The organism is Ruegeria sp. YTSA168, from assembly GCF_059610045.1.
This window is the reverse complement of record NZ_JBXWMW010000002.1, coordinates 51,911-69,249: the sequence shown is the minus strand read 5'-3', so window position 1 is coordinate 69,249 and position 17,339 is coordinate 51,911. Positions and strand designations below refer to the sequence as shown.

15 protein-coding genes are annotated in these 17,339 nt (G+C 58.0%); 9 read left to right on the top strand and 6 right to left on the bottom strand.

The features are described 5' to 3' along the window. Positions 1-50: 50 nt before the first annotated feature. Together AC2FFE_RS04125 and hutC are read left to right on the top strand one after the other, a co-directional pair. A complete protein-coding gene (locus AC2FFE_RS04125) occupies positions 51-1,415 on the top strand; it encodes a formimidoylglutamate deiminase (protein ID WP_496818226.1) in 1,365 nt (454 codons plus the stop codon). A gap of 81 nt (positions 1,416-1,496) precedes the next feature. Further along, complete coding sequence (gene hutC, locus AC2FFE_RS04120; protein WP_496818227.1) at positions 1,497-2,198, top strand: histidine utilization transcriptional repressor HutC; 702 nt, start codon at positions 1,497-1,499, stop codon at positions 2,196-2,198. Positions 2,199-2,212: 14 nt separating this feature from the next. Here hutC and AC2FFE_RS04115 read toward each other — a convergent pair whose 3' ends face one another. Further along, positions 2,213-2,830, bottom strand: a complete 618-nt coding sequence (locus AC2FFE_RS04115; protein ID WP_496818228.1) for a TetR/AcrR family transcriptional regulator — start codon at positions 2,828-2,830, stop codon at positions 2,213-2,215. A gap of 187 nt (positions 2,831-3,017) precedes the next feature. Between AC2FFE_RS04115 and AC2FFE_RS04110 the strand changes: the two genes are divergently transcribed. The 5 genes from AC2FFE_RS04110 (at position 3,018) to AC2FFE_RS04090 (ending at position 7,550) form a co-directional block, all read left to right on the top strand. Continuing rightward, the gene (locus tag AC2FFE_RS04110; RefSeq protein WP_496818303.1) at positions 3,018-3,947 is read left to right on the top strand and encodes an AEC family transporter; all 930 of its coding nucleotides are present in this window, start codon (positions 3,018-3,020) and stop codon (positions 3,945-3,947) included. Positions 3,948-4,048: 101 nt separating this feature from the next. After that, positions 4,049-4,882 carry an S-formylglutathione hydrolase gene (gene fghA / locus AC2FFE_RS04105; protein ID WP_496845951.1) on the top strand — a complete coding sequence of 278 codons (834 nt, stop codon included), beginning with the start codon at positions 4,049-4,051 and terminating at the stop codon, positions 4,880-4,882. 3 nt (positions 4,883-4,885) lie between these two features. After that, positions 4,886-6,334 carry a Si-specific NAD(P)(+) transhydrogenase gene (sthA, locus tag AC2FFE_RS04100; protein ID WP_496845950.1) on the top strand — a complete coding sequence of 483 codons (1,449 nt, stop codon included), beginning with the start codon at positions 4,886-4,888 and terminating at the stop codon, positions 6,332-6,334. Beyond that, positions 6,331-6,786 (top strand): YaiI/YqxD family protein, encoded by a 456-nt coding sequence (locus AC2FFE_RS04095; protein WP_496845949.1) that lies wholly within the window; start codon positions 6,331-6,333, stop codon positions 6,784-6,786. Before sthA ends, AC2FFE_RS04095 begins: the two co-directional genes overlap by 4 nt. Before the next feature lie 143 nt (positions 6,787-6,929). Continuing rightward, positions 6,930-7,550, top strand: a complete 621-nt coding sequence (locus AC2FFE_RS04090) for an HAD family hydrolase (protein WP_496845948.1) — start codon at positions 6,930-6,932, stop codon at positions 7,548-7,550. Here the strand turns inward: AC2FFE_RS04090 and AC2FFE_RS04085 are convergent. Next, positions 7,547-8,788 (bottom strand): MFS transporter, encoded by a 1,242-nt coding sequence (locus AC2FFE_RS04085; protein WP_496818233.1) that lies wholly within the window; start codon positions 8,786-8,788, stop codon positions 7,547-7,549. The genes AC2FFE_RS04090 and AC2FFE_RS04085 overlap by 4 nt on opposite strands. A gap of 151 nt (positions 8,789-8,939) precedes the next feature. On the opposite strand from AC2FFE_RS04085, the gene zapE reads away from it, so the two are divergent. Next, positions 8,940-9,998, top strand: coding sequence for a cell division protein ZapE (zapE, locus tag AC2FFE_RS04080; protein WP_496845947.1), 1,059 nt, complete (start codon positions 8,940-8,942; stop codon positions 9,996-9,998). Positions 9,999-10,074: 76 nt separating this feature from the next. On the opposite strand, the gene AC2FFE_RS04075 is transcribed toward zapE, so the two are convergent. The 4 genes from AC2FFE_RS04075 to AC2FFE_RS04060 are packed head-to-tail and all read right to left on the bottom strand — an operon-like array spanning position 10,075 to position 16,329. Continuing rightward, positions 10,075-11,349, bottom strand: a complete 1,275-nt coding sequence (locus AC2FFE_RS04075; protein ID WP_496845946.1) for a bifunctional folylpolyglutamate synthase/dihydrofolate synthase — start codon at positions 11,347-11,349, stop codon at positions 10,075-10,077. Next, positions 11,346-12,278 carry an acetyl-CoA carboxylase, carboxyltransferase subunit beta gene (gene accD / locus AC2FFE_RS04070; RefSeq protein WP_496845945.1) on the bottom strand — a complete coding sequence of 311 codons (933 nt, stop codon included), beginning with the start codon at positions 12,276-12,278 and terminating at the stop codon, positions 11,346-11,348. The genes AC2FFE_RS04075 and accD overlap by 4 nt, the downstream gene beginning before the upstream one ends. Positions 12,279-12,338: 60 nt before the next feature. Then, positions 12,339-13,232, bottom strand: coding sequence for a CPBP family intramembrane glutamic endopeptidase (locus AC2FFE_RS04065; RefSeq protein WP_496818237.1), 894 nt, complete (start codon positions 13,230-13,232; stop codon positions 12,339-12,341). Continuing rightward, positions 13,222-16,329: an ABC transporter transmembrane domain-containing protein gene (locus tag AC2FFE_RS04060; RefSeq protein WP_496845943.1), complete on the bottom strand. Its 3,108-nt coding sequence runs from the start codon at positions 16,327-16,329 to the stop codon at positions 13,222-13,224. Before AC2FFE_RS04060 ends, AC2FFE_RS04065 begins: the two co-directional genes overlap by 11 nt. A gap of 248 nt (positions 16,330-16,577) precedes the next feature. Here AC2FFE_RS04060 and AC2FFE_RS04055 point away from each other — a divergent pair, with 248 nt between their 5' ends. Beyond that, entirely contained in the window at positions 16,578-17,339 is a 762-nt protein-coding gene (locus AC2FFE_RS04055; RefSeq protein WP_496818239.1) for a DUF6478 family protein, read from the top strand.

The following is a 17,339-nucleotide window of genomic DNA, read 5'->3' as shown; positions in this document are numbered from 1 at the left end:
TCCAGTATATGCATTTATGTTTATTGTCTATCCATATTTGGGAGAGTCTCATGACCGCCGTTTTCGCACAGAACGCCTTGCTGGATACGGGCTGGGCCCGAAATCTGAGGGTGCAGATCAAGGATGGACGGATCAGAAAGCTAACGCTGGACACCACGCCGCAAGCTGGCGATTCGTGTGTTGACACCCTGCTGCCTGCGCTGTCCAACCTGCACAGCCATGCGTTTCAACGCGCCATGGCCGGGATGACAGAATACCGGCTAGCGGGGCGCGACAGCTTCTGGACGTGGCGCGATCTGATGTATCGCTTTACTGCACATTTGAACCCGGATCAGGTTCAGGCCATCGCAGCGCTTGTCTATCTGGAGATGCAAGAGGCCGGATATGCGGCGGTGGGCGAGTTTCACTACCTGCACCATCAGCCGGATGGGCAACCCTATGACCACGTGGCTGAGCTAAGCGACCGCATCATGGCCGCCGCCCTTGAAACGGGGATCGGCCTGACTCACCTGCCCGTGCTCTATACCTATGCGGGCGTTGGAGAACGCCCCTTGGAGCAAGGTCAGAAACGGTTTGGTAATGATGTTGATCGGTTCTGCGCACTGGTCGATCAGGCACGAGCAGCGGCCACGAACCTGCCCGATGATTGCCGGGTTGGCATCGCGCCACACTCTCTGCGCGCCACCAGCCCACGTGATCTGACAGAGGTCTTGCGGGCACAAGGCCAAGGCCCAATTCATATCCACATTGCCGAACAGCCCAAAGAAGTGGCCGAAGTGCAAGCCGGGCTCGGCGCACGCCCGGTCGAATGGTTGCTGGCCAATGCCCCGGTCGATACCACCTGGTGCCTGATCCACGCCACCCAAATGACCGAAGGCGAAACACTGGCCATGGCCCGGTCCGGCGCTGTGGCTGGGCTGTGCCCGGTGACCGAGGCCAATTTGGGCGACGGGCCTTTCAACGGCCCCAGCTATCTGGCCGCAGACGGCGCGTTTGGCGTTGGGTCGGATTCGAATGTGCTGATCTCACTGACCGAAGAATTGAGGACGCTGGAATACTCGCAACGCCTGCGCGATCTGTCTCGCAATGTGCTGGTGACAGGCGAAGGATCGGTCGGGCAGTCGCTGTATTCCAATGCCGCCGCAGGCGGGGCGCAGGCGCTCGCCCGTGATTCAGGGCAGATCGCACCGGGTAATCTGGCCGATCTGGTCGCTATTGACAGCCAGCATCCGTCGCTTTGCGCGCTGCGGCCTGATCAACTGCTGGACGGCTTGGTATTTGCCGCCAAAGATCATGTTATCACTGACCTGTGGTCCGCTGGCCGACATCAGGTTCAAAGCGGGCGGCATGTTCAACGTGACAGGATCATTGCGAACTATCGCAACGCGATGCGCACTCTTCTGGCAGCACTTTAGGCAATTGACGGCCAAATTCTTTGCCTATGCAAATATACAGACATAAACTACTTATGAACACCACTAAAGGCCAAGCAAGCTGTGAGCGCACAAAAGAACATGGGATTTCAGGATATTCGGGATGAGGTGTTGAGCCGCATTCAAACACGCATCTGGCCACAGGGCAGTCTGTTACCAACCGAACTGGAACTGGCGGCCGAGTTTGGCTGTGCCCGCGCCACCGTCAACCGAGCCTTGCGCGAACTGGCCGATGAAGGCATCATCACGCGTCGCCGCAAAGGTGGTACCCGTGTTGTGACCACCCCAGTGAAACAGGCGAAGCTGCCGATCACCGTGGTACGCCAGACCATCGAGGATATGAATGCGGAATACCGCTATGCTCTGGTCAGCCGCAATATGATCAGCTGCCCGCCCTGGCTGCAGGCAAAGCTGGGGCTGCAAGAGGGGGCACAGGTGTTGCATCTGAACTGCATGCACCACGCAGACAACCGCCCGTTTCAGTTCGAAGAACGCTGGATCAACACGGATACGGTGCCGCATGTGATGGATCAGGATTTTCTGACCGTCGGCCCCAATGAGTGGCTTTTGTCCGAAATTCCATTCTCGGATGCGGAAATCGCGTTCTCTGCCGTGCCTGCGGCAGGCCAGCTACAGGAGTTTCTGTCGGTGCCGTCGGGAACGCCGCTGTTCCAGCTGGAACGCACCACGTGGTTTCAGAACAAACCCGTGACCTTTGTCAGAATGACATTTCACCAAGGCTATCAGATGCGAACGACCTATTGACGCCGGTGCAGGATTCAGACCCCGTAACGGGCAAGGAACATATCAACCGCGTGCAAGGCAACCTCGTCTATTTCTTCCTGACTGAACTCTTTCTGGATTCCAAAGGCGGCACGTAGCCACAAGCGTACCTTACAAAGTTCAGCAAACTGTTCTGCGGCAATTTGAATATCCTCGATCGCCAACTCGCCCTTGGCCACGGCCTTATCCAGATACTCGGCCATCCTGCGCTGCCCGTTTTGCGGCCCAGCCTCATAAAACGCCCGACCCAATTCAGGAAAACGATCACGTTCAGCAACGCAGACCCTAAAAACTTGCTGGTTAAAATCGGAAACAAAAAAGGTTATCAACTGAGTGGCTGCGATAGTCAGAACCTCGCGCACGGGTTTGGTTTCATCAACCATCGCAATCACACGCTCGGCCATCCGACGGCATTCGGTCTGCGCCACTTCGACAAACAAAAGACGCTTGTCCGGGAAATAGCTGTATAGCGTAGCCTTGGATACACCCGCCGCCCGGGCGATATCGTCCACACTGGCTCCTTCAAACCCATCCGCCATAAAAACCTCTCGGGCCCCGCTGAGTACCTGTTCAAATTTTCGGCCGGTGCGCAGGATCGTAGCGGTCTGGGTCATGTCGTCTCCTAGTCTGAAGTGCTCCGAGCTTATAAACCGTTCGGTTTAGATACAAGGATTCTCGGTATGCTCAAGTGAATTGACCTCACAATTCTGTTGAATCACCTCTTTGCACGACCCGCTTCACCAAGGTCGGCCAACAAAATGTCCGCACTTGCGACGCGCCAAAACCATGTTAGGACAGGCTATGGTCGAGATATTTCTGCGCACCCTGCCCTTTTTTGCGATCATTGGCCTGGGCTACTGGGCCGGGCGCAGCCGGTTTTTCAGCGCCGAGGCCACGGCTTATCTGACCAAATTTGTGTTCTTCTTTGCCCTCTCGGCAATGCTGTTTCGCTTTGCCGCGACTCTGCCATTTGCCGAGATTTTCAATGGTCGCCTGATCATTGGCTATCTGATCGGTACGCTGGCCGTTTATCTGATTGCAACCCTGATCGCCTGGTTCCGAGGCCTGGATATCCCCACCGCGGCGGTCGAGGCGCAATGCGCCGCTATCGGTAATGTTGGGTTTCTTGGCCTGCCGATGCTGGCCCTGCTGCTGACCGAAGCTGCAATTGGCCCTGTGATGCTGGTTCTGGCCGTTGATCTAGTGGTATTTTCGTCGCTCATCGTGATCCTGATCCATGGGGGGCGCGACGGTAAGCTAACCCCTGCCACGCTGCGGCTGATCGGTATCGGGTTGCTGAAAAATCCCATGATCGTGTCGATTTCCGCCGGTCTGATCTGGTCGGCCTTTCAGGTACCAGTCCCCGGCCCGCTGAACGATTTCCTGACCATTCTGGGCGGCGCGGCAACGCCCGGCGCGCTGTTTGCAATCGGGGCGTCTCTGGCTGGTAAATCCGCCGAGCGCATTCAGGTTGCTGCCTGGTTGAGCTTTTGCAAATTGGTTATCCACCCGGCCTGCGTCGCGATTGCGGTGCTCTGGCTGGTGCCCATCGACACGTTCCCGGCTGCCGTGGCAATTGCCGCCGCCGCCCTGCCAGTGGCCGGCAATGTCTACATGCTGGCCGCCCATTATGGCGTCGCACCCCATCGCGCCTCTGCCGCGATCTTGTTGTCGACCGTAGCCAGCATCCTGACCGTACCGCTTGTGATTGCCTGGGTCACCGCGCCCTGATCTTCATTCCTAAAAAATACGCGCGCCAAACGCGCCCGGACTTTACGTGAAGCCCTTGGGTCGTTAGCCATGAGCCGACCCTAACGTGAGGAAAAGACCAGATGGAAACCGTTTCGGAAAACGCTTGTTTCGGTGGCGTGCAGGGCGTCTACCGCCACGCTTCGACAGCCTGCCAATGTGATATGACCTTTGGCCTGTTCCTTCCAGCCGAGGCAAAGGACGGCCCGGTTCCGATCCTGTGGTACCTATCCGGCCTGACCTGCACCCATGAAAACGCGATGATCAAAGCCGGGGCACAGGCCTGGGCGGCTGAACAAGGGATTGCCGTGGTCTTTCCTGACACCTCGCCCCGTGGCGAGGGCGTGGCCGATCACGAAGACTACGATCTGGGTCAGGGCGCCGGGTTCTATGTGAATGCAACGCAATCTCCATGGGCCCCGCATTTCAACATGTGGGACTACGTAGCCGAGGAACTGCCCGCCCTTCTGGCCGAGAATTTCGCCATCGACATGGATCGTCAGGCCATCACGGGCCATTCCATGGGGGGCCATGGCGCCCTGACGCTGGCGATGAACCTTCCGGGTCGGTTCCGCTCGGTTTCAGCCTTCGCTCCGATCTCGAACCCGACCGGTGCGGATTGGGGTCGCAAACAGCTGGCTGCTTATCTGGGTGAGGATGAAGGGCTTTGGAAAAAGCACGATGCGTCCCTGATGATGAGAGAGGTTGGGTTTGACGGCCCGGTCCTGATCGATACGGGCGCCAATGATCAGTTTATCGATCTGCTGCGCCCCGAAGCTCTGGCAAGTGCCATTGCTGAACGCCGCCAGCAGGCCAGCTATCGTCTGCAACCGGGCTATGATCATTCCTATTTCTTTGTCTCCACCTTCATGGAAGACCACATCACCTTCCACGCCGAAGCACTGTACGGAGAGTAACGCATGAGCAAATATGACTATGACCTGATCATCATCGGGTCGGGCCCTTCGGGGCGGTCTGCGGCAATCCAGGCTGGTAAGCTGAAGCGTCGTGTGCTGGTGATCGACCGCAAGGACCGGCTTGGTGGTGTTTCGGTCCACACGGGCACAATCCCTTCGAAAACCCTGCGCGAAACAGTTCTGAACCTTTCTGGCTGGCGCGAACGCAGCTTCTACGGCCGCTCGTACCGGGTCAAAGACCAGATCCGCGCCGAGGACCTCAAGGCGCGTCTGCACATGACACTGGATCATGAAGTTGACGTGTTGGAACATCAGTTCAACCGCAACCATGTGGAAACCCTGAACGGGCTGGCAACATTCACTGGCCCGCACGAGATCGAAGTCGCAACGGATGCGGGTGAAAAAACCCGCCTGACTGCAGCCAAATTCCTGATCGCCACCGGAACCAAGACCTATCGCCCCGACTATGTACCGTTCAACGGCAAGACCGTTGTGGATGGCGATGATTTTCTGGAAATGGCAGAGATTCCACGCTCACTGATCGTGATCGGTGCCGGGGTGATCGGTGTGGAATACGCGACCATGTTCTCGGCCCTGGACGTGCGGGTCACGCTGATTGAACCCCGCGAGAGCTTTCTAGATTTCATTGACAGCCGCCTGATCCATGAATTCACCCATCAGATACGCGAAAACGGTGTCGATCTGCGCCTCGGCTCTGCTGTTGAGAAAATCGAAGATGCGGGTGAACATGTCGAGGTCACGCTGGAGAACGGCCGCCATGTCCGGGCCGAAATGCTGCTGTTTGCAGCCGGTCGCATGGGCGCAACCTCGGCGTTGAACCTGGATGCAGTCGGGCTGGAAACCGATCATCGCAACCGGATCAACGTGGATCGCAAGACCTATCAGACCGACGTGCCGCATATCTATGCGACAGGTGACGTGATCGGGCATCCGTCACTCGCCTCAACGTCGCTGCAGCAGGGCCGTGTCGCTGCTTGCCACGCGCTGGAAACGCCGACGCTGCCGGAAAGCCCTTGGTATCCCTATGGCATCTACTCGGTGCCCGAGATTTCCACATGTGGCATGTCCGAAGAGGAATTACAGGAGCGCGGCATTCCCTACGAGGTTGGCGTGGCGCGATTCCGCGAAACCTCGCGTGGGCATATCATGGGGTTGGAACATGGCATGCTGAAGATGCTGTTCTCGCTGAAAACCCGCCGAGTTCTGGGGGTGCAGATTGTGGGTGAAGGGGCAACAGAGTTGATCCATATCGCTCAGGCTGTGCTGAACCTGAAAGGCACAGTTGACTACTTTGTCCAGAACACCTTCAATTACCCAACGCTGGCCGAAGCCTACAAGATCGCCGGTCTGGACGCGTTCAACCGGATGCCGATCCCGGAGGAGTTCAAGGTAAAGAAAAAACCCGCAGCCAAAGAGGCCAAGAAAGCGTGACAACGCTCTATATCGATGGCGATGCCTGCCCTGTGAAGGCCGAGGCCGAGCGGGTCGCAACCCGCCACAAGGTTCCGGTGGCTCTGGTCTCGAATGGCGGGCTGCGGCCTTCGGCGAACCCGTTGATGCAGGTGGTCATCGTCTCGGAAGGGGCCGATGAAGCTGACAAATGGATTGCCGAGCGTTGCGGGCCGGGCGATGTGGTGGTGACATCTGACATCCCGCTGGCCGCGAAATGCGTTGAAGCTGGGGCCCGCGCGCTGCGCCCCAATGGTGAGGCCTTCACCGCCGCCAATATCGGCCAGCAATTGGCCATGCGCGACCTGATGGCCGATCTGCGCGCAGCCAACCCTTTGGGTGCAGGCGGCGGCGGCAAACCCTTTGGCAAAGCCGACCGGTCCCGGTTTCTGGACGCGTTGGAACGGGAACTCAGGGCAGCAAAACAGGCATAAGGCTCCCGCCCGTCGGCGACGCATCACAGATGCATCTTCTCCAGTTGGGCCAAGCAGCGCTGCGCGCTGCGGTTGGTGCTTGAACTTAAGCGCCTGCCTTGGTTCAGTCGGCGCGCGGCAGGAACTCAGCACAGGATCACAACATGTCAATCCAAGCAGTCATTTTTGATATCGGCAATGTCCTGATCGAATGGCAGCCCGAGCGCTATTATGACCGCGTGATCGGCGAAGACCGCCGTCGGGCCATGTTCGAAGAGGTCGATCTGCACGGTATGAACGATCTTGTGGATCAGGGCTATCATTTCACCGATACGATCTACGACTGGGCTGAGAAATACCCCGAATGGCGCAATGAAATCCGCATGTGGCACGACAAGTGGATCGAGCTTGCCGCGCCTGAAATCCCACATACGGTCCGGTTGCAGAAGGCGTTGCGCGCCAAGGGCGTGCCGGTGTTTGCATTGACGAATTTCGGGGTGCAGAATTTCGACTATGCCACCACAATCTACCCGTTTCTGAACGAGTTCGATCGGCAATACGTCTCGGGCCGTATGAAGATGGTGAAGCCTCATGTTCCGATCTATGAGCAAGTCGAAGCCGATTGCGGCCTGCCGCCCGCGTCACTTTTGTTCGCAGATGATCGGATCGACAATATCGAAACGGCACGCGCGCGCGGATGGCAAACGCATCACTTCAAGGGTCCAGAAGGCTGGGCCGATCGACTGGTGGCCGAGGGGTTGTTGACCGTCGACGAAGCCCGTTAGGCCGGTGCGGGTGCCGCGCTCCGGTTCTCACGGATCGGCAGGTGGACAATGGCGCTGAAGGCTCCGACCGCGACGCCGATCCACCAAACCATGGTGTAGTCACCAGAGACGTCATACATCCGTCCGCCCAACCAGACGCCAAGGAACCCTCCGATCTGGTGGCTGAGGAAGATGAAACCGTAAAGCGTGCCCATGTAGCGCAACCCGTAAAGATGCGCGACGAGGCCCGAGGTCAGTGGCACCGTTGCCAGCCAGAGCGAACCCATGACGATTGAGAAGATGATCACGGACATCGGCGTAATCGGCATTAGAATAAACGCCGCAGCCGCGATGGTCCGCGCAGTGTATATCCCGGCCAAGAGATATTTCTTGGGGAAATAGTTCCCGGCCCATCCAGCCAGAAGCGTGCCTCCGATATTCGCAAGTCCCACCAGTGAAATTGCTACCGCGCCCAAGGCCGATGTGGTGGTTATGCCAAGTGAATGCAGCATCCCCCCTGGCTGAATCGGGCCGCACATCTCGGTCACGAAGGCGGGGAAATGGGCGGTTATGAAGGCCAGTTGATAGCCGCAGCTGAAAAAGCCCAGAAAGATCAGCGCGTAGGACGGATCACGGAACGCTTTGCCAAGGATCTGGCTCATGCTTTCTTCCAGCTCGGCTTTGCTGACCGGCTGCGGGGCTCGCATGAACGGCAACGTAAGAACGAGGGCAAGGACTGCCACAGCGAACACGATGAACACCTGTTGCCACGGCAGGAAGGTGAGGAGCCATTCCGCGGTTGGTGCGCCGATCACTTGGCCGAAACTGCCAGCCGCGGTTACAATCGCCAAAGACATGGACCGGTTCTTGTCTGATGAGGCCCGACCGACCACCGCAAGAACCACACCAAACCCGGTGCCTGCGATGCCAAATCCCACCAACCAGGCATACATCTGATGCCCAAACGGGGTGATAGACCAGGCCGACAAAACCATGCCTGCCGCATAGGTCAGCGCCCCAAGAATGATTGCCTTACGATCCCCAATCTTTTCGGCGATCGCGGCGAAGATAGGTTGTCCGATGCCCCAGGCGAGGTTCTGAATCGCAATCGCAAGTGAGAAGTCGGTGCGCAGCCAGCCAAACTCATCCGCGATCGGGATCTGGAACACCCCGAATGAGGCACGCACAGCGAAACTGACCGTGATGATGATACATCCGACGATCAGAATGGGATTTATCAGGCGGGCAGAATGCGGCATGGGAGCCTCGGTCAATTAAATGTTTGCCGACGGTACAGGATTCACTCTGGCCGTCAATTCAACAGATTTGCGGTCGCAGATAAGGAAAATTGATGTATCGGCAGAACTGCTTGCTTTTCAAGTCGCCGTCTCATCGGTAAGGCTCTGACCTATGACGAATTTGATCTCGCTTTACGACACCCGCATCGATGCCGGAGAACTAACCCGCGACGATGCGCAAGAGGCTGTGTTGCCGCATTTCGAGCGGATCCGCGCAGCGCTGGCAACCCCCGTGAAGCGAGGATTATTTCGCAAAGCACCGCCTGCCCCCAAAGGGCTCTACCTTTGGGGTGGCGTGGGGCGTGGCAAATCCATGTTGATGGATATGTTCGTTGACAGTTTGCAAGATATTCCAGCCCGGCGTGTGCATTTTCATGCCTTCATGCAGGAAATCCACGCAGGGATGCACAAAGCGCGCAAGGACGGCGTTGAGGATGCGCTGGCACCGGTGGCGCAAGATGTGGTCAAATCCGTCCGGTTGCTGGCCTTTGATGAGATGCAGATCACCGATATCACCGATGCTATGATTGTCGGACGCTTGTTCGACATGTTACATGACGGCGGCGTGGTGGTCGTGACGACATCGAACCGGCATCCGGATGATCTGTATAAGGACGGGTTGAACCGACAGCTCTTCTTGCCGTTTATCGCGCATATCAAAGAGCAGCTGCAGGTGTGGGAGCTGGTCTCGCCCACCGACTATCGCCAGAACCGGTTGGAGGGTGCTCCGGTCTATTTCACCCCGATTGGCCCCGAGGCCCGCCAGAGTATTCGCGCGGTCTGGACTGATCTGGCTGGTGGTTCGGCTGATCCTTTGGTGTTGCAGGTCAATGGGCGCGCGGTCGAGCTGCCTCAGTTCCGCAATGGAATTGCCCGTGCGACCTTTTATGATCTGTGCGGCCGGATGTTGGGACCTGCGGATTATCTGGCGATTGCCGAAGCGGTGAAGGTTTTGGTGCTGGAAGACATCCCGCGCCTGTCGCGCAACAATTTCAACGAAGCCAAGCGCTTTGTCACTTTGATCGATGCGCTCTACGAGGCGCGGGTGCGGTTGATCTGTTCTGCCGCAGCAGAGCCCCAGATGCTGTATGTCGAGGGGGAAGGCACGTTTGAATTCGAACGCACCGCCTCGCGCCTGAGGGAGATGCAGGCGGAGGATTGGGGGGTTTAGGGGGCTCTGCCCCCGCCGCCCTTGGCGGCTCCCCCGGGATATTTCTGGCCAGATGAAGCCCTGCGAACAGATGCCCTTAAACGTTCTCGCGCAGGATATGACCGGCAAGATAGAGCGAGCCGCAGATTAAAACGCGGGCCTGTGGGTCCTGATTTACGATGGAGTTGAGCGCATCGCCGACGCTGTTCGCCGTTGTGGCGGTCAGATTGACTTTTGCGGCGGCAGCGGCGGTGTCTTGGGCGCTTAGCGTCGCTGTTTCGCCGGGGATCGACACGGCGGTCAGGCTGTCCGCCTGCGCGGCCAGCGGCGCGAGATAGCCCGTGACATCCTTGGTGTTCAGCATACCGCAGATCATATGGGTCGGGCGTTTCGGCAGCTTCGCCAATACCTCCGCCAGTGCGATACCGGCGGCGGCGTTATGGCCACCATCCAGCCACAGCTCGGCCTGTGGTGCGGCCTGGACCAGAGGGCCGGTTTTCAGCCGCTGCATGCGGGCGGGCCATTCGGCGCGGGTGACGGCGGCCTCATAGGCGGCATCGCCAAGATTGAGATGGCGCAAAACCGCCAGCGCCGCGCCCGCGTTCTGGATTTGATGTGCGCCCAGAAGGTTGGGCAGCGGCAAGTCGCGAAGGCCGGTTTCATCCTGATAGATCAGGCGGCCGTTTTCCTCCTGCACATGCCAATGCTGGCCACAAGCGATCAGCGGCGCGCCGAGGCGGGCAGCGGTCTGTTCGATGACCTCCATCGCTTCGTCCGGTTGCGGACCAACGACACAGGGCACACCGCGCTTGATGATCCCGGCCTTTTCGGCGGCGATCTTGGCCAGCGTGTTGCCCAGAAACTGTTCGTGGTCGATGGAAACCGGCGTGATCACCGTTATCGCCGGAGTATTGATCACATTGGTGGCATCAAGACGTCCACCCAGTCCGACCTCAAGCAACGTGTAGTCGGCCTGCGCGCGTGCAAAAGCCAAAAGGGCCGCACAGGTGGTAATTTCGAAATAGGTGATATTCTCACCGCTATTGGCGGCGTAGCATTCATCCAGCACTGCCGTCAGATCGGATTCCGAGATAAGCGCGCCCGCCAAACGGATCCGTTCGTGAAACCGAGCCAGATGCGGCGAGGTATAGGCATGGACCAGCAACCCGACCCCTTCGAGGCCCGCGCGGATCATGGCCTGGGTTGATCCCTTGCCGTTGGTGCCTGCGATATGGATCACGGGTGGCAGTTTGGCTTGCGGATTGTCCAGCGCATCCAGCAGACGCCAGACACGATCCAAGGTCAGGTCGATGATCTTGGGGTGCAGCGCCATCATCCGGTCGAGGATGGCGTCTGATGTTTGGGGGGTCATTTCTGATCCGTATCGTCAGCTGGCGCGTCTGCCTTGGCCTCGTCCGGTTCCGGCGCTGGCAGATCGCCCCGTATCGCCGGGGGTTGGTTCATCAGCATCCGGGTAATGGTGATCAGCTCATCCCGCATTTCGGTTCGTTTGGTCACGCGGTCCAGCATACCGTGGTCCAGAAGGTATTCAGCGCGCTGGAAGCCTTCGGGCAGTTTTTCACGGATCGTTTGCTCGATCACACGCGGCCCGGCGAAACAGATCAGCGCGTTGGGTTCCGAGATATGCACATCGCCCAGCATCGCATAAGACGCGGTCACCCCGCCGGTTGTGGGATGGGTCAGCACAACGATATAGGGCAGGTTCGCCTCTTTCAGCATTTCGACCGCAACTGTGGTGCGGGGCATCTGCATCAGGCTCAGGATACCCTCTTGCATCCGCGCGCCACCCGCCGCGGAAAACAGGACCAGCGGGCGTTTCAGTTTCACTGCCTCTTGCGCGGCGGCGATGATGGCATTGCCAACATACATACCCATCGACCCGCCCATGAATGAGAAATCTTGCGCTGCCGCCACAATCGGCGTGCGCCCGATCTCGCCAACCGCAACCAACATCGCCTCTTTCTCGCCCGTCTTTTTCTGCGCCGCTTTCATGCGATCGGGATATTTCTTCTGATCACGGAAATGCAGCGGATCGTCCTTAGGCGCAGGCACGTCGACCTCGGTGAAGATGCCACCGTCAAACAGATGCTTGAATCGGTCGCGCGGGGTGATCGCCATGTGATGGCCGCACTGAGTGCAGACATTCTGGTTTTCTGCCAGCTCGCGATGGAACAGCATGGTTCCGCATTCCGAACACTTGTGCCATAGGTTTTCGGGCACCTCGCGGCGCGAGAAGATCGAGTTGATCCGGGGACGGACGTAATTTGTGATCCAGTTCATATCGGAACCTTGGCTTGTGCGGCTTTGACGTCAAATAAGACGCAACGGAAGGAAATGCAATCAACGCCTGAGTGCAATCCGCGCGGTCAGCCAGCAGACCAGCATCGTTGCGAAATCCACGAACAGCCATTGGCGCAGCGTATCGGTCTCTGACATCTCATAGGGCAGCAGATAGAGCGCCAAACCACTCAGCGAATCCGGCAACGAGATAAACACAAGCGCGATGAGATTGTTGAAGAAATGCAAGGCGATGGCCGGACCCAATGTGCCGGATCGCGCTGTCAGGTCCGAGGCCAGAAGGCCAAACACACAGGACCAGACAGCCACGATGAGTGCGTTGTCTCCGGCCAATTCGGGGGCATAGTGGCCAGCCGCAAACAGGGCCGAGGGCACGCCCATCCAGATCAGGGGCGATTGGAACCTGGCCGCCAGCGATTGCTGGATGTAGCCGCGAAACAGGATCTCTTCGGCGCTGGTTTGAATCAGAACCGCACAGGCAGCTACGGGCAACAGGATCAGCCAGACCGGCAGCGCCAAATTCTGGATCAGCGGCTCGCCCATCCCATAGGGAGGCAAGGCAATCATCACCAACCCCAATATCAGCAGGGCCAGAAACACGCGCCCGAACTGCTGTAGGGCCAAATTGCGTGACCCGAGGATGTGACCTAGAGATCGGTGCTGCATTACCCGCGCCGCCACCGCGACACCCACGATTAGAAACCCGAAGCTGACCAGCAGTAACAATGTGCCTGCCGCAGTCGATCCGCGAAAGAACCCCTCAGCCTGAACGGGTGGGATCAGTCCGGCAACGAGCGCGAAGATCACCGAATTCAGCGCCATGTACAGCACAGCAACGATGACCAGACCGGCCAAAAACCGCCAAAGCTCGGGCCGGGCACGCGCATCAGCAACCAGTGCCTCATGGGCTGCATACACGCCGGAATCAGGCGTCATTGGCAGCACTTTCGCCCGAAATCGCCTGAGCTACCTCCGGGAAGATTTCCGATGGGGTCTGGGCGGTGTTGATCCGCGTTGCCAACGTAGTCAGATAGCCCGCAACCGTTTGCAACAACTGAACCGCAACTGTTGCGTCGTTTTCAATCACGGCGCGCAGTTCCTCGGCCCCGATGCGCAGGAACGTACAGTCTGACACCGCAGTTAGGTCCAGCTGACGGGGTTCGTCTGTGATAATCGACAAGTCCCCAATCAGACGCCCGGGTTCGACAACCGAAATGGTACGACTGCCACCATCTTCATCGGCCCAGTCCAGATTGGCCGTGCCCTTGATGCACAGATAGGCCGCATCAGCCGCCTGCCCGCGTGAGAATATCTGCTGCCCCGCCGTCACGTCGAACCATTGCGCAGAAAACGCCAACAGCCGTTGGTTGCGCCCATCGATACCAGAAAACAGTTCGGTTGACGAGATGATCTTGAGCTTACGGCTCAGATCGACCGAACTACTTTCCTCATGTTTGGTTTGGGTACGCGCGACACCGTCAATCCGGCCATCTTTGATCTCAATAAACAGGTCATAGGCTTCGGGATGCGCAAAGTGATCTTCCATGAAGATCATGATCGACTCGGGCAGCAACTCGCGCAGTTTCAACCGTGTTCGCAGGCGGCTTTCTGAATCGTGGCTGGCCAGTGCCTTGTCGAGGATCAGAATGTCGGGGCGTTTGATGCCAGCCCGGGAAAAGGCTGCGCGTTCCTGGAAAACAGTCGGCAGGTTGTTTCCGCCCAGACCCGACGGCAGATCATAGATGATGGCCGCAGCTTGACGCCTGAGGCCCGCTTCGTTCATGGCTTCAGCGACCACATCCTCGATCTCATCCGCGTGGGCACCTGCGGTCAGAGACACCCGCCCATAAAGCGCGTTTTCCATAACCGGAAGCATTGGAACATACGTCTCTGGAGACAATGGCAGGAACATCCCGTTCATTGCCCCGCGCAACGTCTCAGCCTGTCCCTGTCGGATCGCAAGGATCTTACGCTTGTATTCATCGGGAAAGTCAGGGCCGATTTGCTCTGCCGTCAGCAGGAAAGGCACCGTCAGCAGCAAGGCATGTTCCTCATCACTGAGCTCTGCATCGCCTTTGGACTTGCGTCGCTGTTCGATGTCCAGCCACCGATGATACATCTCTTTGCTCATTCCCAACCGCAGGAACAGCGGGTGATCGGTGCCGTCGCGCCCAAATGTGCGACTTAGCGTATCGAGAACCGCATTCGAGATATTCAACGCCTCTTCCGCCAGATCATGCGACCTAAGCATGGACAGGAAATGCCCGTCGCTGGCCAGGCTCTCGGGTGAGATATGACCCGTTGGCGCCGCATAAAGCAGGTTGCCACCCAGCGGGACCGTAGGATTGAATCGCTCTGGATCGAACCGGTAGACATGCTGGTCCAACCCCTTTTCCCGCAGCCGGGTTGCAATGGTTTCCCGCAGGTTGACGATCTCTTGCGCGAACCTGGGATGCAATTGGGGGTCGAGACGAGAGCCGAGTGTGCGGCGGAACATGAACTCGTCAATGCCCATCGCCTCGACCAGTTGGAACCACCAGTCGCGGATATCGTCGATATCGTCCAGCCCTGCCAAACTAGGATCAATCCACTCATCGCTCAGCAAGTCTGTCGGGTTGCCCGAACGCGCGGATTCGATCTGTCGGCGGGTCGGGGCCTTGACATCAGCCTCATCGACCTGAGGGCGCGTTCGCAAGGGCATCATCAGGTTGTCGCCCAACGTGCCATCAAATAAATAGGGCCGCGAATAGGCATAACCAATGCGCGCCGCGATTACCGCCTGATGCATGTCACACAGATCATGCCCGGCCATGATCACCTCACCCTGAACCGGCAGCACCTCTCGTGTCAGCAATTGGCCAAGCGCTGTACGCTCCGCCGAGTTGGTCGACTGGATCGCCACCCGCGCACCTTTCGGGATCTTCAGGTCAAGGTCTTCAAGAATGGTTTTGCCATCGCCATCCCGCACGGTCACATTGCGCAGTTCGATATCACCATTCAAATGCGGGATCGTCTCGGGTTCACCGTCAAATAGCTCCTCCGGGATCATGTTGTCCGGGGCAAAGCGCTCGGTCACGATTTCCCAGCGCAGCGACATATCCTGCACCTGATTGTAGTAGGTCAACAGATCCTTCCACGGGCCGCTCAGGTCTTTGTACGCCCCAAGCGCCGCAACCAGAGCACCCACCGTGATCTCGCCTTTGATCGCCAGATAGCCGCCAGCAGAATAAAACAGAAACGGCGTGATCTGAGTGATCAGATTGTTGAGGAACTTCATAAAGAACTTTTTGTTGTAGATCTTGAGCCGGATCTCGAACAGGGTCCCCAACCGATGGCTGAATTGCGCCAGACGATAACGCCAGCCGCCATTGGTCCGCAGATCGCTGATGCCGGCGGCACTTTCGCCAATCTCAGAGCTTAGGCTGCGCACTTCCTGAATGCGGTCCTTGTTCAGCAGGTTGATCTGGCGTTGCAGCTTGGGGATCAGCCAGGCCTGCAAAGGGATCAACGCGATACTGGCCAGCCCGAACCAGACGCTTTGCATGAACAGGAAAGTCACGATTGTCATCATCTGACCGAATTGGAACACGGGCTGTGCGATGGCATCGCCCATCAGCCCGCCCATCGGCTCGGCCTCGGATGTGATCATCGATACCAGCTCTCCCTGGCTGGTGGTCGCAAAATACGACTTTGGAAAGCGCATCGACCGGTTGATCAGAGTGAATCGCAGGCGTCGCAGCATCCGTTCGGCCAGAACACCCTTCATCGTGTTGATCCGCATTTTCATCACACCGCTGGTGATGACTGTCGCCAGAAAGGCGAAACACAGGATCAGCAGATACTGCACCTGGGTGAAGGTGATCCCCCAGACGGCAACCGTATCACTAGGCGCACCGATGGCATCGTTGATGATCTGCTTGGGCAGCTCAAGCGAAGCATAGAGAAACGGAAAGGACAGAACCGTCAAACCCAGCAGCACAAGCTGCTGCTTTTTCGAATATTTCCATATGAATGAAAACAGAGTGGGTTCCATGAACTGGCCTTATCTGTGCTTAATCTGTTGCGCGGAGGTTCCGAGGAAAACCCACCCTCAGCCCGGTGCCAGACGGTAAGCATTGACCCGGCTGATTACAAGAATGCAACGGGTCTTTGTCGCACCGAGTGCAGGTCGGCACAGGCCGGTCTTCAGAATTTGGTGATAATTCACCCCCATAATGCCATTCCGGGTTTGTCCCCTACACCGTCTTTGACTAAAGAGGTGCAACTTGGGACGATAGGACAATGGGCAGGATTCTGGATCGCTACATACATCGCAAGACTGTGCAGCGATGGCGCAAAGCGGCGGAGCAGGCGCAGGATGCGCCGCAATCGGCACTGCGCCTGCAACGCGATCAAGCGCGCGGGTTGCGGGCCAGCCTGAACAAGTTGCTTCATATCGCAGATAGCCGACTGACCCGACCTCAGATCGGGTCGGCACAGTTTCCAAAACCTGTTGGCACCGACTGGGCCTGGCGGCCCGATTTGTGGCGTGGACCGCTGGCTCAGCCTGGGCTTGCCTCAGCCCCGCGCAAGGCGGATATCGACGGGCAGGTGACCCTGTTTCACGATTGTCCCTGCACCCAGATCGCAGTGCGCCAAATCCGCAACCGCGATGAAAGCGATCTTGCGCCGTTCAGCCTATCGGTCGAGGCGTTCAATTTTGAAGGGACATTCCTGTCCCTGTCGATTGAATTACCAGCCAACGCCGCGCGTGATCTGACCAAACAGCACCTGCTGCGACTGGATGCGCTGGTGAAAAGCGAGCAGGACACTGGCATTTTCGCGCGGCTCAATATCCAACACGGCCCCAATACCGAACAGGTATTGCGACAGATCGATCTGTCAAAAACGCCCAGCGCTGTTGATTTTGATCTGGCCCATTTGCCTCTGAACGAACGGCGGATCGAGAAGATCTGGCTGGATGTGATTTTTGAGAACCCGCGCATGAACCGCATTCTTCTGCGCGATCTGACCCTGTGCCGCCGCCATCGCGCCGATTTATGA